The organism is Staphylococcus sp. EG-SA-15 (genome assembly GCF_017151895.1).
Lineage (GTDB): Bacteria > Bacillota > Bacilli > Staphylococcales > Staphylococcaceae > Staphylococcus > Staphylococcus aureus.
In genome coordinates this window covers 24,809-44,571 of sequence record NZ_JACVZN010000019.1, presented here as the reverse complement: position 1 = coordinate 44,571, position 19,763 = coordinate 24,809, and the positions used below count along the sequence as shown (strand labels likewise).

16 protein-coding genes and 1 pseudogene are annotated in these 19,763 nt (G+C 33.1%); 10 read left to right on the top strand and 7 right to left on the bottom strand.

Features of this window, described 5'->3' with window-relative positions:
- Position 1: 1 nt before the first annotated feature.
- The 4 genes from icaC to icaA are packed head-to-tail and all read right to left on the bottom strand — an operon-like array spanning position 2 to position 3,417.
- Entirely contained in the window at positions 2–1,054 is a 1,053-nt protein-coding gene (icaC, locus tag IDG64_RS09260; protein ID WP_000723840.1) for a polysaccharide intercellular adhesin biosynthesis/export protein IcaC, read from the bottom strand.
- A complete protein-coding gene (gene icaB, locus IDG64_RS09255; protein ID WP_000877371.1) occupies positions 1,041–1,913 on the bottom strand; it encodes an intercellular adhesin biosynthesis polysaccharide N-deacetylase in 873 nt (290 codons plus the stop codon). The genes icaC and icaB overlap by 14 nt, the downstream gene beginning before the upstream one ends.
- Positions 1,910–2,215 (bottom strand): intracellular adhesion protein IcaD, encoded by a 306-nt coding sequence (gene icaD / locus IDG64_RS09250; protein WP_000240580.1) that lies wholly within the window; start codon positions 2,213–2,215, stop codon positions 1,910–1,912. The genes icaB and icaD overlap by 4 nt, the downstream gene beginning before the upstream one ends.
- Positions 2,179–3,417, bottom strand: coding sequence for a poly-beta-1,6 N-acetyl-D-glucosamine synthase IcaA (gene icaA, locus IDG64_RS09245; protein WP_001159430.1), 1,239 nt, complete (start codon positions 3,415–3,417; stop codon positions 2,179–2,181). Before icaA ends, icaD begins: the two co-directional genes overlap by 37 nt.
- A 163-nt stretch (positions 3,418–3,580) precedes the next feature.
- On the opposite strand from icaA, the gene icaR reads away from it, so the two are divergent.
- From icaR to IDG64_RS09210, 7 genes are all read left to right on the top strand, one after another.
- On the top strand, positions 3,581–4,141 hold the full coding sequence (gene icaR, locus IDG64_RS09240; RefSeq protein WP_000653261.1) for an ica operon transcriptional regulator IcaR: 561 nt from the start codon (positions 3,581–3,583) through the stop codon (positions 4,139–4,141).
- Between the two features lie 848 nt (positions 4,142–4,989).
- Complete coding sequence (locus IDG64_RS09235) at positions 4,990–5,652, top strand: Wzz/FepE/Etk N-terminal domain-containing protein (protein ID WP_000659675.1); 663 nt, start codon at positions 4,990–4,992, stop codon at positions 5,650–5,652.
- A 16-nt stretch (positions 5,653–5,668) separates the two neighbouring features.
- Complete coding sequence (locus tag IDG64_RS09230; protein WP_000185863.1) at positions 5,669–6,361, top strand: polysaccharide biosynthesis tyrosine autokinase; 693 nt, start codon at positions 5,669–5,671, stop codon at positions 6,359–6,361.
- A complete protein-coding gene (locus IDG64_RS09225; protein WP_000565310.1) occupies positions 6,358–7,125 on the top strand; it encodes a tyrosine-protein phosphatase in 768 nt (255 codons plus the stop codon). Before IDG64_RS09230 ends, IDG64_RS09225 begins: the two co-directional genes overlap by 4 nt.
- 234 nt (positions 7,126–7,359) lie before the next feature.
- Complete coding sequence (locus IDG64_RS09220) at positions 7,360–7,860, top strand: GNAT family N-acetyltransferase (RefSeq protein ID WP_000244274.1); 501 nt, start codon at positions 7,360–7,362, stop codon at positions 7,858–7,860.
- 2 nt (positions 7,861–7,862) lie between these two features.
- The gene (locus tag IDG64_RS09215; RefSeq protein ID WP_000301924.1) at positions 7,863–8,339 is read left to right on the top strand and encodes a peptide-methionine (S)-S-oxide reductase; all 477 of its coding nucleotides are present in this window, start codon (positions 7,863–7,865) and stop codon (positions 8,337–8,339) included.
- A gap of 78 nt (positions 8,340–8,417) precedes the next feature.
- Entirely contained in the window at positions 8,418–9,029 is a 612-nt protein-coding gene (locus IDG64_RS09210; protein WP_000287917.1) for a flavin reductase family protein, read from the top strand.
- An 84-nt stretch (positions 9,030–9,113) separates the two neighbouring features.
- Here the strand turns inward: IDG64_RS09210 and IDG64_RS09205 are convergent, their stop codons facing one another.
- The 3 genes and pseudogenes from IDG64_RS09205 to IDG64_RS09195 form a co-directional block, all read right to left on the bottom strand.
- Positions 9,114–9,473, bottom strand: coding sequence for a hypothetical protein (locus IDG64_RS09205; RefSeq protein WP_000603480.1), 360 nt, complete (start codon positions 9,471–9,473; stop codon positions 9,114–9,116).
- Positions 9,474–9,626: 153 nt separating this feature from the next.
- On the bottom strand, positions 9,627–9,929 hold the full coding sequence (locus IDG64_RS09200) for a hypothetical protein (RefSeq protein WP_001260012.1): 303 nt from the start codon (positions 9,927–9,929) through the stop codon (positions 9,627–9,629).
- Positions 9,916–10,374 (bottom strand): annotated as a pseudogene (locus IDG64_RS09195) (hypothetical protein); the annotation flags it as partial. The pseudogene IDG64_RS09195 and the gene IDG64_RS09200, both read right to left, overlap by 14 nt.
- A gap of 235 nt (positions 10,375–10,609) precedes the next feature.
- Between IDG64_RS09195 and IDG64_RS09190 the strand changes: the two are divergent.
- The 3 genes from IDG64_RS09190 to secY2 all read left to right on the top strand — a co-directional run bounded on the left by IDG64_RS09190 (position 10,610) and on the right by secY2 (position 19,757).
- Positions 10,610–11,302 carry a flavin reductase family protein gene (locus tag IDG64_RS09190; RefSeq protein ID WP_001109879.1) on the top strand — a complete coding sequence of 231 codons (693 nt, stop codon included), beginning with the start codon at positions 10,610–10,612 and terminating at the stop codon, positions 11,300–11,302.
- 544 nt (positions 11,303–11,846) lie between these two features.
- Positions 11,847–18,416, top strand: a complete 6,570-nt coding sequence (gene sasA, locus IDG64_RS09185; RefSeq protein WP_000044528.1) for a serine-rich repeat glycoprotein adhesin SasA — start codon at positions 11,847–11,849, stop codon at positions 18,414–18,416.
- A gap of 129 nt (positions 18,417–18,545) precedes the next feature.
- Positions 18,546–19,757 (top strand): accessory Sec system protein translocase subunit SecY2, encoded by a 1,212-nt coding sequence (gene secY2, locus IDG64_RS09180; protein WP_000916119.1) that lies wholly within the window; start codon positions 18,546–18,548, stop codon positions 19,755–19,757.
- Positions 19,758–19,763 lie beyond the last annotated feature (6 nt).

Below are 19,763 nucleotides of genomic sequence, written 5' to 3'. Positions count from 1 at the left end.
ATTAATAAGCATTAATGTTCAATTTATATGGTTGTTTTCCAATAATAAACCTAAAGATATAGAATTCACGCAATATCATACCGACACCTATACATAACCCTAAAATGAATAGTAGTGATATCGCTAGAAAGACCATTGTATTATCCTCAAATATATTTGTATATGCAAACAATGAGTCTAGAATGATTGGATGTAATAAATAAATAAAGAATGAGAAAGCACTAATCATTTGAATCGTATTAAATAACATTGTTTTAAAATGCGTGCAAATACCCAAGATAACAATAAACATAATACTATTGTATGGTGTTAATGAATATGAAAAGCTGGTAACGTTCCAATAGTCTCCATTTGCTAACGCAATAAACACAAAATAAGTAGCTACAGCTAATACAATCATAATAACTAAATAACGTTCTAAGAAATTTAATACACGTTCGTAGTTATAACCCATATATGCACCTAAAAAGAAATAAAAAATCCATCCGAATATTATAGTGTTTTCACTTAATGGATAATAGTGTAGCACGGTATCGTGAAACGCTGTGTTGTTCGTAAAGTAATATAAAAATGATTGCTGTAAAATAAAAGATAACAATAATAATATTTTACTGTTGAATAGGTTATAGTTAATTTTAAAAATGATATAACTCAAAATAAAGAATTGCATGATAACAACGATAAAATAGCCATACCATTGACCTAATAGGACATTTTCAATGAATTGTTTATTGAAACTTGAATCTGTTAATAATGATTCACTATAACTGTAAAACAATCCCATTAATATGTAAGGAATAAGTATATATTTTACGCGTGTAGTTAAGTATCTATAGGTGACTTTTTGGTAATTCAAGGTTGTCAGTAACTGTGACAAGATAATAAAGCAAGGTGTACCAAAAATCACAATATTACGAATGTAAAATTGTAATACTAAGGATCCTCCCTCCATATTCTCATGTTTTAAAGTAATTTGTGTTAATAAATGTGTAACAATAATAATTGCACATATAATGGCACGTAAATATACGAGCTCAAGTCTAATCTTTTTCATGGAATCCGTCCCATCTCTTAATTAAATGCTCAAAAGCATCATCACTAATTAATATTCTAGGGATGTAATAATCATTGGAGTTCGGAGTGACTGCTTTTTCCTCTAATGAAAAACCGTATTTTAACCCAGCTTTTTTGATTACCGGTAATTTATCGTCATTCATCAAGCCATAAGGATAGGCTATAGTTTTCTGCGACTTTTTAAAGTTTTTAGTTAGATATTTTTCACTTTTGTTTAAATCTTTTATGATTGTATCTTCAGAAGCTTTCATTAATTTTGACTTATTATTTTTAGATAAGTTATGCAAATCGTGGGTATGTGTTTCAAATTCCCATAACCCAGTTTTATACATTTCTTTTAGTTCTTTTTTACTAATCATATCGAGGTTGTGAAAGTTTTCTTCCCCAACATGACCTGTGATAATAAACCCAGTTGCCGGTATTTTATATTTTTTTAAGATTGGATAAGCATTTTCATAAATAGTTTCATCCATATCATCAAAGTTAATCCATACACTTCGTTTTGGAAACTTACCTTTTTTCTTGTAATATAAAAATTCTTTCAAGGTTAAAAATTTAGCATCATGTGATTTTAGCCATTTTATTTGAGATTCAAATTGTGATTGACTAACACTATAATTTTTAATTTCTTTACTACTAGAAAAGAAGTAAATGAAATTATTCAGAAAATTCGCTTTTCTTACACGGTGATAATTTAATGCCAGAGCACTATTTTCTTTATATTTCAGTTTTTTAGGTGAATCGTCATCTGCATTTGCAATATGATGACCATCCAGTGTGCTTACAGGCAATATGATCAAGATACTCAACACTAAAATTATTAATTTTCTATACTTCACGATTCTCTTCCTCTCTGCCATTTTTGAATCAATATGCTAATTGTAAAAAATACAAAAATGATAATCGCGAAAATGCCCATAGTTTCAAATATATCTAAAATTTCAGTATTTTCAATGTTTAAAGCAACACGTATTGTATTGATACTTTCGTCATGAATTTCAAATATAGTACCAATATAAACGAGTAGAACAACTAAACAATATATCCAAAAGACACAAGATATAGCGATAAGTGCTGTTTCTCTTACAATATTTAGCGATGATTTTAGCGTTGGGTATTCCCTCTGTCTGGGCTTGACCATGTTGCGTAACCACCTTTCTTACGTTTTAATGCTTTTGGAAATGCGACAAGAACTACTGCTGCGTTAATAATCCAGTATACTGTCGGATACCAACTTACAAATATGAGTCCAGCCATATTCTTTTTCTCGTAGCGACTATCAATAAAGAGTGCGACTGTAAATTGAATAACGTTTATAAAAGTCATAGTAAATGATGATAGTAGAAATATTGAAAAACTATATGTCATAAATGTATAGTCTAAGAAGTTTGCTGTTATGAACAAATAGCCTAAATATAGAAGCACTATATATACCCATAAAATTGAGATGATTTGCTCAAACATCAAAATATATAAAGGAAACCTTTTCGTTTTCATTGTGCTAAAAAAGTCTCGTAGTAATACTTCGTGTCCCCCTTGAGCCCATCTCACGCGTTGCTTCCAAAGACCTCCCAATGTTTCTGGAACCAACATCCAACACATGGCAAGCGGTTCATACTTAATACGATATCCACGTAAATGCAATTTCCAAGAAACTGCAATATCTTCGGTAATCATATCAGTATCCCAGTAGCCAACGTCGACAACTGCACTTTTTTTAAATAGAGTAAAGACACCCGAAATAGTATTGACTGCGCCAGCAAGTGTCTGACTTCGCTTAATACAGCCAATTAAACTTGCATATTCTATCGTTTGAATTTTACCTAAAATAGAACTCTTATTTCGAATTCTAGGATTACCTGTAACTGCACCAAGTTTTGGATCATGTTTGAAATTTTCAATCATATAATATGGTGCATCTTGATCAACGATAGTATCTGCATCCAAGCACATTACATAATCATATGAAGCCTGTTTAATACCTTGATTGAGTGCGTTGGCTTTACCTCTGTTTTCTTGTAAATCGACGAAAATAAAGTCATTATTTTCTTTAATTTTATAGATGAGTTCTGCTGTATTATCTGAACTTCCATCATTAATGATAATAATTTCTTTCTTCTCGTATTTGAGTGCAAGAACATTAGACAACGTATCTTCAATCGTTTCACTTTCGTTATAACAGGCAAGTAAAAATGTAATGCCTTCTAATTCATCCACATTTATGTCAGGCTTCTTGTTCAATGAATATCTAATTTCTCTGGTAAAATAGAAATAAATTGAACCGACAATCCAGTAAATAGACATAAATACAGGATAAAAAAGCAAAAAGTTAAAAAATTGCAATTTCTTTACCTACCTTTCGTTAGTTAGGTTGTAAGCCATATGGTAATTGATAGTATTTTAATTTGCAATAGATTGTTGTTATAATTAAACGGAAATATTTGTAATTGCAACTTAATTTTCCTGTAACATAGTGTGATTAATTTTCAGTAGGGGGTTATAAAAATTGAAGGATAAGATTATTGATAACGCAATAACCTTATTTTCAGAGAAGGGGTATGACGGTACAACACTTGATGATATAGCTAAAAGTGTAAATATAAAGAAAGCGAGTTTATATTACCATTTTGACTCGAAAAAAAGTATTTACGAACAAAGTGTTAAATGTTGTTTTGATTACCTTAATAATATTATTATGATGAATCAAAATAAATCGAACTATTCAATTGATGCTTTATATCAATTCTTATTTGAGTTTATTTTCGACATCGAAGAAAGGTATATTAGAATGTACGTTCAATTATCTAATACGCCTGAGGAATTTTCTGGAAATATTTACGGACAAATACAAGATTTAAATCAATCATTAAGTAAAGAGATAGCAAAATTCTATGATGAATCAAAGATAAAGATGACAAAAGAAGACTTTCAGAATTTAATATTGCTGTTTCTTGAAAGTTGGTATTTGAAAGCATCCTTTTCGCAAAAATTTGGAGCAGTGGAAGAAAGTAAAAGTCAATTCAAAGATGAAGTGTATTCGCTACTAAATATATTTTTGAAGAAATAATTTTTGTTACTAGTTTGTAATAATTAACTTACTTTTGTAAAAAAAGACATGAGATTATTTTTTTAAATCTATATAAAGTTGACAATACAAATCGATATTGAGAATATTAAGATGTATATGAATTTTATAAATTAAATGCAATACATTAATATAAATATCAATTGTTGCAAAATACGATTTGTTCAATGATTTGATAATATTATTCTTTATATTTGTGAATGGTTAAGTTTGTCTTTGAACATATTATAAAAGTGTAATGTTCCCCTGAAAAGAATAAGTTGTCATCTAATTACAGGAAATCCGCATAAATTAGATGAAATGGAAAGTAATAAGTAATAATTTATTGATAAGCGCCTATGTGATGGTAAATCATGACATAGGCGCTTTTTTTTATAAGTTAAAAATGTAAATAAAAATTATATAAATTACCCACATCTTTTTAAAAGGTGTGGGCTTTATTATCATTAACCCAACTCACAGTGACGGGTTACGCAAGGTATTGAATTACCGAGTACGGGCACGCTCGGTGTTGTAAAGAGCAAATAATCAAGTAATGATGATGCTTCTACTCGATTATAAGAAAGCCATGATAGAGTACGATGGTATCTAGTTTTATTATTAATAGGTTTGGATATTTAAAGTTGGACAATATTATATCTTGTGCAAAAATATAAATAAGTTATACATAATGGCAGAGAATCATGATATAATTTTAAACGATAAAATATTTATATAAATAATTAGAGAAAATGTAGTTGTGTATGTTTTGTGGTCGTTAAACTAGATATAATTGTCCGATTTATAAAACATACATAATGAATACAATGATTGATTATGTGGAGGAAACCATGAAAGAAAAGTTTGATTTAGTAAAACTATTAAATATTCTAAAGAAGAATATTAAATTATTGCTTATTTTACCGGCAATATGTCTTGTAGTAAGTGCGGCATTAACCTTTTTTGTTATGCCTGACAAATATACTGCTTCTACTCAAATATTAGTGAACATGAAAAAGTCCTCAAGTGATTTAGCTTTCCAAAATGTTCAAAGTAGTTTGCAGTCTGTTAATACATATACGGAAATTATCAAAAGTCCTAGAATTCTAGATAAAGTATCTAGAGAATTTGATGGTCAGTATTCAACAGCTGAGTTGAATTCATTTTTAAAAGTAACCAATCAAACAAACTCTCAAATTATTACTGTATCAGTTACCACTGGGAATAAATCTGAATCTGACAAAATTGTTAATAAAATATCTAAAGTTTTTGCTCATGACATGCCTAAAATTATGAGTGTTGATAATGTTACGATACTTTCCTCAGCACATGATAATGCTGTAAAAGTATCTCCAATAGTATCTGTCAACTTAGTTATCAGCATTATTGTTGGTATTGTTTTAGCAATATTGATTATTTTCTTAAAAGAATTATTAGATAAGCGTATTAAGACAGAAGAAGATGTTGAATCGCAACTAGGATTACCTATTTTAGGTTCAATACAAAAATTTTAATTTACGAGGAATTACCATGACGAATACACGAAGAAGTACATCAAGTTTAATTGTCCATGAACAACCAAAGTCACCTATTAGCGAGAAATTTCGAGGCATAAGATCAAATATTATGTTTGCAAATCCTGACAGTGCAGTTCAAAGCATTGTAATCACTTCAGAGGCACCAGGCGCAGGTAAGTCTACAATTGCAGCAAATTTAGCAGTTGCATATGCGCAAGCAGGTTATAAAACACTAATCGTAGACGGGGATATGCGTAAACCTACGCAGCATTATATTTTTAATTTGCCAAACAATGAAGGCCTATCAAGTTTATTGCTAAATTGGTCAACTTATCAAGACAGTATTATCTCAACTGAAATTCAAGATTTAGACGTCTTGACGTCTGGGCCAATCCCACCGAATCCGTCAGAGTTAATTACATCAAGGGCATTTGCAAATTTGTATGACACATTATTGATGAATTATAACTTTGTAATTATCGATACGCCACCAGTGAACACAGTTACAGATGCGCAATTATTTTCAAAGTTTACCGGCAATGTTGTCTACGTAGTTAATTCGGAAAATAATAATAAAGATGAAGTTAAAAAAGGAAAAGAACTTATTGAAGCAACAGGTGCTAAATTATTAGGTGTAGTCTTAAATAGAATGCCTAAAGATAAAAGTGCTAGTTACTATGCATATTATGGGACTGATGAATCATGATTGATATTCATAACCATATATTAGTTGATATAGATGATGGTCCTAAAACAATTGAAAAGAGTATTGCACTATTAAAGCAAGCTAAGGATGAAGGTGTAACAAGTATTGTAGCGACACCTCATCATTTGCATCCGAGATATGATAATACATTTCAACAAGTGCTTGTGAAATTGGCGGAGTTAAGAACGCATCCAGAAGTTCAAGCATTGGATATTAAATTATTTCCCGGGCAAGAAATTAGAATTACAGATTCGATTCTGAAAGGCTTAGATAATGGTAGTATTCAAGGTATTAATCGTTCGAAATATTTATTAATTGAATTTCCAACGGGCGAAGTACCACATTATACAAAACAATTGTTTTTTGAAATACAATCGAGAGGTTACATACCAATCATTGCACATCCTGAAAGAAATAGAAGTATCGCCAAAAATCCGGAAATATTATATGAATTGGTTGCAAATGGGGCATTGAGTCAATTAACATCGAGTTCTTTAGTTGGTGGATTTGGTAAAAACATTCAAAAGTTATCATTACAATTTATAGAATGTAATTTGGCTCATTTTGTAGCTTCAGATGCACATTCATGTGACCAAAGACCATTTTTGATGCAAGAATTATTTCACAATCATAAATTGAAGAAATATTCGAATGATATTGAAGCATTACTTCGAAATGCCAGTTCAGTAATCAATGATAATTTTGTTTATTTAGACAGACCGACTAAGCCAGGAAAAGTGAAGTCGTTTTTGAAATGGTTTTAACTAAATATATTTTTTCGAATTAGACTGGTATACATGTACCAGTCTTTTTGAGTATGCTTAAAATGAATTATAATCATGATTATTTACTAATTCGTATAATACAACTTGTCTAATTGATTAAGGCGAATGGCTTTCAATAAAAAGACTCGTTTTTTATAGTGAAGGTAGTTTGAAAATAATGAATATAAAGATGAAGGTATTACTTTTGATATATAGGGCTAAGGAAGTGTTTTTATGGTATTAAGAAAAGTAATCATGCAGGACTTAGATCAAATTATTGCACTTGAAAATATTGGTTTTTCACCGGAAGAAGCTGCAACACCAGAGGCATTGAAATTGAGAATTGAACAAATTCAAGAAACTTTTATTGTAGCTGAAAAGAATGATGAAGTAATTGGATACATCAACGGTCCAGTCATAAAAGAGCGTTACATTAGCGATGATTTATTTAAAAATGTCTCCACAAATAATAGTGAAGGTGGTTATATTAGTGTGTTAGGTCTTGTTGTAGCACCAAATTATCAAGGTCAGGGTATTGCAGGTCGCTTACTAAACTATTTTGAAACTCTTGCTAAGAATCATCATCGACATGGTGTAACGTTAACATGTCGAGAATCATTAATTTCATTTTATGAAAAATATGGGTATCGTAATGAAGGTGTATCAGAATCATGTCATGGCGGTATTAAATGGTATAACCTTGTTAAAAATATAAAAAAGGATGATGAGGTGTAAATATGGCAGTTGTTTATGTAGCAGGAGGGTGTCTATGGGGTGTTGAAGCATTTTTTGCAACAATACCTGGAATTATACATACAGAAGCAGGAAGAGCAAATGGAAGAAGCTCTAAATTAGACGGTCCGTATGATGGTTATGCTGAATGTGTCAAACTTCATTTCGATGATCGTATGTTAACAATTACAGACATTATGAATTATTTATTTGAAATCATTGATCCTTACAGTGTGAATCAACAAGGAAATGATATTGGAGAAAAGTATCGAACGGGTTTATATAGTTGTGTAGATGACCACTTAATTGAAGCGCGTCAGTTCATTGAACGACGTAAAGACAGAGATCAAATTGCAGTGGAAGTCTTACCGCTGTCTAACTACATTAAAAGTGCTGAAGAACATCAGCAACATTTGGAAAAATATCCAGAAGATATGCATATGTGTCATATTTCAAAAGATTTGCTAAATAAATACAAGTGATTTTCAGAGGAGAATAGATGTTTAAATTAACCAAAATCGGAGAAATACCTAGATATACTTAGAAAAGAGGTAGGTATTATGTATACGTTTGATGCACAATCATTAACTGCTAGAGAAAACTATAAATTATTAATTGGTTCAATTATTCCACGACCTATAGCTTTTGTTACAACATTAAATCAAGATGCATCAGTAAATGCAGCACCATTTAGCTTTTTTAATATTGTTAATAATCATCCGCCAATGATTGCTATTGCAGTTCAACGTGCAGGAGGTAAGAGAAAAGATACTGCATTAAATATAGAACGGACTGGAGACTTTGTTGTGCATATTACAGACGAAGATAATGTTCAAGATATTAATGAGACTGCAGCGCCGTTAGCATATGGTGACAGTGAGTTGAGTCGTACAGAATTATCACTTTTAACATCTACAACGATTAAGACGCCAGGAATTAAAGATGCGAAAATGAGATTCGAATGTAAACTATCGCAAATGATATTGCTTGGAGATGTATTAGATGGGGCTGATTTAATAATAGGTGAAATTGTAACTTATCATATTGATGACAGTATTTATGAGGGTGATTTTAAAATCAATCCACACGCATTACAGGCTGTTTCTCGTTTAGCCGGAAATGATTATGCTAAATTAGGGGGAATATTTACGATAAAGAGACCAGAAAAATAATAAAACACATGCTATAGCGGTATACCGTTTATGAATTGAATCAAAAGTACACAGGTGCTAAAGTATGTGCTTCTAAAATGAAGACTATTTTTTATTACAAGAAAATGTATCTAGTAAACTTAAAGTAGCAAGACCTAATAAATTTAATGCATGTTGTGCACCTTTTTTACCTTGGCCAGCTTCGAAATGTTTGTAAGCAGCTACACTTAAAATGCCTATCGTTGATAGTGATGCAAGGCGAGAAATGTTTTTATTGATAAAGCTAGCTGAGTATAAAGCAGCAGTAGTTGCTTCTGCAATGCCGACGTATTTTACAAGTTCTTTTTGCAAGCCAAAAGTATGTTCAAACAGTTCAATCATACCCTTATCTTCTTGCAATTTAGGTTTACTGGCTTGGTATAGCTCTTTCGCAAGTTTTAAATTCGTTGCGTAACGCAAAATCATATTTAATTCCTCCCAATATTTGATTTTTTGTGAAAGATGATTACTTTATCATTTTTACCCGTTTCTATAAAAATGAATCAATTATGTAACGTATGTGTAGTTTAGGAATGTTTGCTATGGAAATATAATTCTGTTCACTCAAAATGTATGAAATTAATGTGTAGTTTTGTCGAGTTGCTCTTTTAATTTGGTTAGATTGTTTTTTAGAGAAGCGGTACTATTTTTAAGTGCATCAACAGATTTACCTTCGTTTTGAGACATTGCGTTTATTACAGCACGAAGTTCTGTTTCTAGTATGTCAGCGTCGCCTTTAGCATTAGAACTTAATACTTTAATATCTCTTAAAAGGCTATCTGATAGTAGTGCATTTTTGCCAGTCTCCAATTTCGAATTGTAATTCCAACCGCTACTTAACTCAATAGCATCTAAATCGGTTATATGATCATTTGTTCTCATCATACTTTCCTCCCTCGATGGAAATTACATTAGTATCCGATTTTAAACGGCCATTTCCATCTACCATTGACGGGGAAACATCATCTTTATAAAACTGTACAAATTTTGTGCTAGGATATGATTGCATAATGTCATTTATAGATTTTTGAAGGTTCCAAGCATAGTTTTTTACTGTTTCTCTATTTTTTTCTTTATCATAATAAGCAATGAACTCTGATTTCATATTTTTTTGTATTTGTGGATATTTGTTAATCAAAGATTGTAACTGTTGATTGAATGCATCACCTTTTAAGTGCATAACAGGTTTGAATTCTTTTTTGAACTTATCCAGATCATCGATACTATCTGTTCTGAAATTCAAGTATTGCCTTGTAACGCCGTTAAATTCTTGTTTTACTTGAAGTTTTTCGCTCATCGCATAATAGCTGTCTTTTTCAATTTCACTTTATTATTATAAACTAATCATGATTGAAGTAACTATAATTAATTAAATTTACAAAAGATATCATAAATATTAATTGTATAAATCCTTATCTGAATTTTTCGAATCAAGAACGCAAATTATAAGCAACCACGTCATATATAGTTTCTACTTATAAATAAATTGTTTATTTATATTAGACGCTTATGTAAAGAGGGCGTAACCTTAAATGTAATTACTTATAAGGGGTGAAGATAGTATGAATTATTCGCCAAAACAAGGTGTAAGAAGTCATGGTTTACCGCACGACCCATTTAAAAGTAGTACAGTACCACGTCCAATAGGGTGGATCTCTACTGTATCGAAAGATGGGAAAGATAATTTAGCGCCTTATAGTCAGTATCAAAACTTAACTTGGGATCCGCCTATGGTTATGTTCGCAGCAAATCAATCCGTTCTTGGTGATCACGAACGTAAAGATACAGTGAAAAATGCTGAAGAGACAGGTTGGTTTGTGTGGAATATGGCAACGTATGATTTAAGAGAAGCAGTTAATTTATCATCGAAAGCATTGCCACCAGAAGAGGATGAATTTAATTTTGCAGGTGTAACAAAGGAAAAATGTATAGAAGCTCCAGGATATCGTGTAAAAGAATCGCCAGTTCATTTTGAATGTGAGTACGTTCAAACGATTCGTATTCCAACTGGAGATCCAGTATCTACCGTAGATATTGTTATAGGAAGAGTTGCCCAAGTTCATATTGACGATAAGGTTATTCTTGATAATGGTAAATTGGACATTAAGTCGATTAAACCTATTGCCAGATTAGGATATTACGATTACACAGTAGTGAATGAGATATTTGAAATGAAAGCACCTGCAGCTTCTAAAGAAGAGTTAGCAGGTTTAGAAGGAAGAAATTTCGATAATCAATCAGATGAAAAGATATAAGTAATTTAATCATTTTAGTGAATTCAATGCATCCTTACTAAACATTCAACTTAGTAGCGATGCATTTTTTCGCTTTATAAATGAAAATGTTAAAGCAATATGTCGTGGTATTTATATTTTTAAAGAAGAATCTTTTAGAATTACACATATATTACACTAGGTTTATTGAAAAAATATTGGTATTACTTTAATATTAAAGATGTATTTTGCATATAATATTTATCGTTTAGTTGTAAATTAACTATTTATAAATAAAAGGTGGATGGTATAGATATATTAATACAATAATTATTTTAAAAACGAAACAATTATAATGATTAAACATAAAGCCAATTAGCCAAATTTATATAAAAAAAGATTATACGCATAAACGAGAAAAAGTAATTTTAAAAATATGAAAACGATTACATTTAGACGAATAAAAATGAATTTTTACAAATTTTAAAAAAATGAGTATTTTTGTATCAAAAAAGAGTTGTATTAAATTGAATAGTGGCATATATTATAATCTAATGAATGTAAAGATAATACAAGGAGTTATTACATGAGTAAAAGACAGAAAGCATTTCATGACAGCTTAGCAAACGAAAAAACAAGAGTAAGACTTTATAAATCTGGAAAAAATTGGGTAAAATCCGGAATTAAAGAAATAGAAATGTTCAAAATTATGGGGCTACCATTTATTAGTCATAGTTTAGTGAGTCAAGATAATCAAAGCATTAGTAAAAAAATGACGGGATACGGATTGAAAACTACGGCGGTTATTGGTGGTGCATTCACGGTAAATATGTTGCATGACCAGCAAGCTTTTGCGGCTTCTGATGCACCATTAACTTCTGAATTAAACACACAAAGTGAAACAGTAGGTAATCAAAACTCAACGACAATCGAAGCATCAACATCAACAGCCGATTCCACAAGTGTAACGAAAAATAGTAGTTCGGTACAAACATCAAATAGTGACACAGTCTCAAGTGAAAAGTCTGAAAAGGTCACTTCGACAACTAATAGTACAAGCAATCAACAAGAGAAATTGACATCTACATCAGAATCAACATCCTCAAAGAATACTACATCAAGTTCTGATACTAAATCTGTAGCTTCAACTTCAAGTACAGAACAACCAATTAATACATCAACAAATCAAAGTACTGCATCAAATAACACTTCACAAAGCACAACGCCATCTTCGGTCAACTTAAACAAAACTAGCACAACGTCAACTAGCACCGCACCAGTAAAACTTCGAACTTTCAGTCGCTTAGCTATGTCAACATTTGCGTCAGCAGCGACGACAACCGCAGTAACTGCTAATACAATTACAGTTAATAAAGATAACTTAAAACAATATATGACAACGTCAGGTAATGCTACCTATGATCAAAGTACCGGTATTGTGACGTTAACACAGGATGCATACAGCCAAAAAGGTGCTATTACATTAGGAACACGTATTGACTCTAATAAGAGTTTTCATTTTTCTGGAAAAGTAAATTTAGGTAACAAATATGAAGGGCATGGAAATGGTGGAGATGGTATCGGTTTTGCCTTTTCACCAGGTGTATTAGGTGAAACAGGGTTAAACGGTGCCGCAGTAGGTATTGGTGGCTTAAGTAACGCATTTGGCTTCAAATTGGATACGTATCACAATACATCTAAACCAAATTCAGCTGCAAAGGCGAATGCTGACCCATCTAATGTAGCTGGTGGAGGTGCGTTTGGTGCATTTGTAACAACAGATAGTTATGGTGTTGCGACAACGTATACATCAAGTTCAACAGCTGATAATGCTGCGAAGTTAAATGTTCAACCTACAAATAACACGTTCCAAGATTTTGATATTAACTATAATGGTGATACAAAGGTTATGACTGTCAAATATGCAGGTCAAACATGGACACGTAATATTTCAGATTGGATTGCGAAAAGTGGTACGACCAACTTTTCATTATCAATGACAGCCTCAACAGGTGGCGCGACAAATTTACAACAAGTACAATTTGGAACATTCGAATATACAGAGTCTGCTGTTACACAAGTGAGATACGTTGATGTAACAACAGGTAAAGATATTATTCCACCAAAAACATATTCAGGAAATGTTGATCAAGTCGTGACAATCGATAATCAGCAATCTGCATTGACTGCTAAAGGATATAACTACACGTCCGTCGATAGTTCATATGCGTCAACTTATAATGATACAAATAAAACTGTAAAAATGACGAATGCTGGACAATCAGTGACATATTATTTTACTGATGTAAAAGCACCAACTGTAACTGTAGGCAATCAAACCATAGAAGTGGGTAAAACAATGAATCCTATTGTATTGACTACAACGGATAATGGTACTGGGACTGTGACAAATACAGTTACAGGATTACCAAGCGGATTAAGTTACGATAGTGCAACGAATTCAATCATTGGGACACCAACAAAAATTGGTCAATCAACAGTGACAGTTGTGTCTACTGACCAAGCAAATAACAAATCGACGACAACTTTTACAATAAATGTTGTGGATACGACAGCACCAACAGTGACACCAATAGGAGATCAATCATCAGAAGTGTATTCACCAATATCCCCGATTAAAATTGCTACGCAAGATAACAGTGGAAATGCGGTGACGAATACAGTGACTGGATTGCCATCCGGACTAACATTTGATAGTACAAATAATACTATTAGTGGTACACCAACAAACATTGGTACAAGTACTATATCAATCGTTTCTACAGATGCGAGCGGTAACAAAACGACGACAACTTTTAAATATGAAGTAACAAGAAATAGCATGAGTGATTCCGTATCAACATCAGGAAGTACACAACAATCTCAAAGTGTGTCAACAAGTAAAGCTGACTCACAAAGTGCATCAACGAGTACATCAGGATCGATTGTGGTATCTACATCAGCTAGTACCTCGAAATCGACAAGTGTAAGCCTATCTGATTCTGTGAGTGCATCTAAGTCATTAAGCACATCTGAAAGTAATAGTGTATCAAGCTCAACAAGCACAAGTTTAGTGAATTCACAAAGTGTATCATCAAGCATGTCGGATTCAGCTAGTAAATCAACATCATTAAGCGATTCTATTTCAAACTCTAGCAGTACTGAAAAATCCGAAAGTCTATCAACAAGTACATCTGATTCATTGCGTACATCAACATCACTCAGTGACTCATTAAGTATGAGTACATCAGGAAGCTTGTCTAAGTCACAAAGCTTATCAACGAGTATATCAGGGTCGTCTAGTACATCAGCATCATTAAGTGACAGTACATCGAATGCAATTAGTACATCAACATCATTGAGCGAGTCAGCTAGCACCTCGGACTCTATCAGTATTTCAAATAGCATAGCCAACTCTCAAAGTGCGTCAACAAGCAAATCAGATTCACAAAGTACATCAATATCATTAAGTACAAGTGATTCAAAATCGATGAGTACTTCAGAGATAGTAAGTGACTCTATCAGTACAAGTGGGTCATTATCTGCATCAGACAGTAAATCAATGTCCGTAAGTAGTTCAATGAGCACGTCTCAGTCAGGTAGTACATCAGAATCATTAAGTGATTCACAAAGTACATCTGATTCTGATAGTAAGTCATTATCACAAAGTACTAGTCAATCAGGTTCAACAAGTACATCAACGTCGACAAGTGCTTCAGTACGTACTTCGGAATCACAAAGTACGTCTGGTTCAATGAGTGCAAGTCAATCCGATTCAATGAGCATATCAACGTCGTTTAGTGATTCAACGAGTGATAGCAAATCAGCATCAACTGCATCAAGTGAATCAATATCACAAAGTGCTTCTACGAGCACATCTGGTTCGGTAAGTACTTCGACATCGTTAAGTACAAGTAATTCAGAACGTACATCAACATCTATGAGTGATTCCACAAGCTTAAGTACATCAGAGTCTGATTCAATAAGTGAATCAACGTCAACGAGCGACTCTATAAGTGAAGCAATATCTGCTTCAGAGAGCACGTTTATATCATTAAGTGAATCAAATAGTACTAGCGATTCAGAATCACAAAGTGCATCTGCCTTTTTAAGTGAATCATTAAGTGAAAGTACGTCTGAATCAACATCAGAGTCAGTGAGTAGTTCGACAAGTGAGAGTACGTCATTATCAGACAGTACATCAGAATCTGGTAGCACATCAACATCATTAAGTAATTCAACAAGTGGTAGTACGTCCATTTCAACATCGACAAGTATCAGTGAATCAACGTCAACGTTTAAGAGCGAGAGTGTTTCAACATCACTGAGTATGTCAACGAGTACAAGTTTGTCTGACTCTACAAGTTTGTCAACATCATTAAGTGATTCCACAAGTGAAAGTAAATCCGATTCAACATCAATGAGCATAAGTATGTCTCAATCAACATCAGGAAGTACAAGTACGTCAACGAGTACAAGTTTGTCTGACTCAACGAGTACATCATTGTCACTAAGTGCCTCAATGAATCAAAGCGGAGTAGACTCAAACTCAGCAAGCCAAAGTGCCTCAAACTCAACAAGTACAAGCACGAGCGAATCCGATTCACAAAGCACATCATCATATACAAGTCAGTCAACAAGCCAAAGTGAATCCACATCGACATCAACGTCACTAAGCGATTCAACAAGTATATCTAAAAGTACGAGTCAATCAGGTTCGGTAAGCACATCAGCGTCATTAAGTGGTTCAGAGAGTGAATCTGATTCACAAAGTATCTCAACAAGTGCAAGTGAGTCAACATCAGAAAGTGCGTCAACATCACTCAGTGACTCAACAAGTACAAGTAACTCAGGATCAGCAAGTACGTCAACATCGCTCAGTAACTCAGCAAGCGCAAGTGAATCCGATTTGTCGTCAACATCTTTAAGTGATTCAACATCTGCGTCAATGCAAAGCAGTGAATCCGATTCACAAAGCACATCAGCATCATTAAGTGATTCGCTAAGTACATCAACTTCAAACCGCATGTCGACCATTGCAAGTTTATCTACATCGGTAAGTACATCAGAGTCTGGCTCAACATCAGAAAGTACAAGTGAATCCGATTCAACATCAACATCATTAAGCGATTCACAAAGCACATCAAGAAGTACAAGTGCATCAGGATCAGCAAGTACATCAACATCAACAAGTGACTCTCGTAGTACATCAGCTTCAACTAGTACTTCGATGCGTACAAGTACTAGTGATTCACAAAGTATGTCGCTTTCAACAAGTACATCAACAAGTATGAGTGATTCAACGTCATTATCTGATAGTGTTAGTGATTCAACATCAGACTCAACAAGTGCGAGTACATCTGGTTCGATGAGTGTGTCTATATCGTTAAGTGATTCGACAAGTACATCAACATCGGCTAGTGAAGTAATGAGCGCAAGCATATCTGATTCACAAAGTATGTCAGAATCTGTAAATGATTCAGAAAGTGTAAGTGAATCTAATTCTGAAAGTGACTCTAAATCGATGAGTGGCTCAACAAGTGTCAGTGATTCTGGCTCATTGAGCGTCTCAACGTCATTAAGAAAATCAGAAAGTGTAAGCGAGTCAAGTTCATTGAGTGGCTCACAATCGATGAGCGATTCAGTAAGCACAAGCGATTCGTCATCATTAAGTGTATCGACGTCACTAAGAAGTTCAGAAAGCGTGAGTGAATCTGATTCATTAAGTGATTCAAAATCAACAAGTGGTTCGACTTCAACAAGTACATCTGGTTCATTGAGTACCTCAACATCATTAAGTGGTTCAGAAAGCGTAAGCGAGTCTACCTCGCTAAGTGATTCAATATCAATGAGTGATTCTACTAGTACAAGTGACTCCGACTCATTAAGTGGATCAATATCTTTAAGTGGTTCCACAAGTCTTAGCACTTCGGATTCATTAAGTGATTCAAAATCATTGAGTAGCTCGCAAAGTATGAGTGGATCAGAATCAACGTCAACAAGTGTGAGCGATTCGCAGTCAAGCTCAACAAGTAATAGTCAATTTGACTCTATGAGCATCAGTGCATCAGAAAGCGACTCAATGTCTACAAGTGATTCGTCTAGCATCAGTGGATCAAATTCAACGAGTACATCACTTTCAACATCTGACTCAATGAGCGGAAGCGTATCAGTTTCAACATCGACAAGTTTAAGTGACTCAATATCAGGTTCAACAAGTGTAAGTGACTCGAGCTCAACAAGCACATCTACATCATTAAGTGATTCAATGTCACAAAGCCAGTCAACAAGTACAAGTGCATCTGGTTCCTTAAGTACATCGATATCAACATCAATGTCAATGAGTGCTAGTACATCGTCATCACAAAGCACATCGGTGTCGACATCATTATCAACATCAGACAGTATCAGTGATTCTACTTCAATAAGTATCAGTGGTTCACAAAGTACAGTAGAATCAGAATCTACAAGTGATTCAACTTCTATCAGTGACTCAGAATCATTGAGTACATCAGATTCAGACTCGACATCGACAAGTACATCGGACTCAACAAGTGGTTCAACTTCAACAAGCATATCTGAATCATTAAGTACGTCTGGTTCAGGTTCAACGAGCGTATCTGACTCAACATCAATGAGTGAATCTAATTCATCGAGTGTTTCAATGTCACAAGACAAATCCGACTCAACATCAATTAGTGACTCAGAATCAGTGTCAACAAGCACATCAACGTCATTGAGCACATCCGATTCGACAAGCACATCCGAATCACTGAGTACATCTATGTCTGGTTCACAAAGCATTTCTGACTCAACATCAACAAGTATGTCCGGCTCAACAAGTACATCTGAATCTAACTCAATGCATCCGTCAGACTCAATGAGTATGCATCATACTCACAGCACGAGCACATCTCGCTTATCAAGTGAAGCAACAACGAGCACGAGTGAATCTCAGTCTACATTAAGTGCAACATCTGAAGTGACTAAACATAATGGCACACCAGCACAAAGTGAAAAAAGATTGCCAGATACAGGTGACTCAATAAAACAAAATGGATTACTAGGTGGCGTTATGACATTATTAGTTGGTTTAGGTTTAATGAAGAGAAAGAAAAAGAAAGATGAAAATGATCAAGATGATTCTCAAGCATAAATTGAATTTATAGCTGGCTAAAATTAAAAAGACTGAGGCACCAATCACTAGAAAAATCGATATAGGATTTTAATAATTAGTGATGAACCCTTAGTCTTTTTAATGTTTTTGATATAAAAGAGGTGCAACATGTTAAAACTTTTACAACAATACGAATATAAAATTATATATAAACGTATGCTATACACATGTTTTATCTTGTTTATTTATATATTAGGCACAAACATTTCCATCGTTTCCTATAACGATATGCAAGTAAAACATGAGTCATTTTTTAAAATAGCTATTTCTAATATGGGTGGAGACGTTAATACTTTAAACATTTTCACTTTAGGATTAGGTCCGTGGTTAACATCAATGATTATCTTGATGCTGATTTCTTATCGGAATATGGATAAATACATGAAACAAACAAGTCTTGAGAAGCATTATAAAGAGCGCATCTTAACATTAATTTTAAGTGTTATTCAAAGTTATTTTGTGATTCATGAATATGTTTCGAAAGAACGTGTTCATCAAGACAATATTTACTTAACAATATTGATTTTGGTTACTGGAACGATGTTATTAGTTTGGTTAGCTGACAAAAATAGTCGCTACGGCATCGCAGGACCAATGCCGATTGTAATGGTTAGTATTATTAAATCAATGATGCATCAAAAAATGGAATATATAGATGCAAGTCATATTGTGATTGCGTTGTTAATCATCCTTGTGATAATCACATTGTTTATCTTATTATTTATTGAATTAGTAGAAGTGAGAATACCATATATCGATTTAATGAACGTTTCCGCAACAAATATGAAATCTTATTTATCTTGGAAAGTTAACCCTGCAGGCAGTATTACTTTAATGATGAGTATTTCAGCTTTTGTTTTCTTAAAAAGTGGCATTCATTTTATTTTATCTATGTTTAATAAAAGCATATCAGATGACATGCCAATGCTGACATTTGATAGTCCAGTAGGTATTTCAGTATATTTAGTGATTCAAATGTTATTGGGTTATTTTTTATCGAGATTTTTAATCAATACTAAACAAAAATCCAAAGATTTCTTAAAGAGTGGCAATTATTTTTCAGGAGTTAAACCTGGTAAGGATACAGAACGTTATTTAAATTATCAAGCACGACGCGTATGTTGGTTTGGATTGGCATTAGTTACAGTCATTATTGGTATACCGCTTTATTTCACATTGTTTGTACCGCATTTATCTACTGAAATTTATTTCTCAGTACAACTGATTGTATTAGTTTACATCAGTATTAATATTGCAGAAACAATTCGTACATATTTATATTTTGATAAATATAAGCCATTTTTAAACCAGTATTGGTAAGGAGGT

Coding starts and splice junctions, on each gene's coding strand:
- icaC (WP_000723840.1), bottom strand. CDS start 1,054: ATGAAAAAGATTAGACTTGAGCTCGTATATTTACGTGCCATTATATGT.
- icaD (WP_000240580.1), bottom strand. CDS start 2,215: ATGGTCAAGCCCAGACAGAGGGAATACCCAACGCTAAAATCATCGCTA.
- IDG64_RS09235 (WP_000659675.1), top strand. CDS start 4,990: ATGAAAGAAAAGTTTGATTTAGTAAAACTATTAAATATTCTAAAGAAG.
- IDG64_RS09230 (WP_000185863.1), top strand. CDS start 5,669: ATGACGAATACACGAAGAAGTACATCAAGTTTAATTGTCCATGAACAA.
- IDG64_RS09225 (WP_000565310.1), top strand. CDS start 6,358: ATGATTGATATTCATAACCATATATTAGTTGATATAGATGATGGTCCT.
- IDG64_RS09220 (WP_000244274.1), top strand. CDS start 7,360: ATGGTATTAAGAAAAGTAATCATGCAGGACTTAGATCAAATTATTGCA.
- IDG64_RS09215 (WP_000301924.1), top strand. CDS start 7,863: ATGGCAGTTGTTTATGTAGCAGGAGGGTGTCTATGGGGTGTTGAAGCA.
- IDG64_RS09210 (WP_000287917.1), top strand. CDS start 8,418: ATGTATACGTTTGATGCACAATCATTAACTGCTAGAGAAAACTATAAA.
- IDG64_RS09205 (WP_000603480.1), bottom strand. CDS start 9,473: ATGATTTTGCGTTACGCAACGAATTTAAAACTTGCGAAAGAGCTATAC.
- IDG64_RS09200 (WP_001260012.1), bottom strand. CDS start 9,929: ATGAGAACAAATGATCATATAACCGATTTAGATGCTATTGAGTTAAGT.
- IDG64_RS09190 (WP_001109879.1), top strand. CDS start 10,610: ATGAATTATTCGCCAAAACAAGGTGTAAGAAGTCATGGTTTACCGCAC.
- sasA (WP_000044528.1), top strand. CDS start 11,847: ATGAGTAAAAGACAGAAAGCATTTCATGACAGCTTAGCAAACGAAAAA.
- secY2 (WP_000916119.1), top strand. CDS start 18,546: ATGTTAAAACTTTTACAACAATACGAATATAAAATTATATATAAACGT.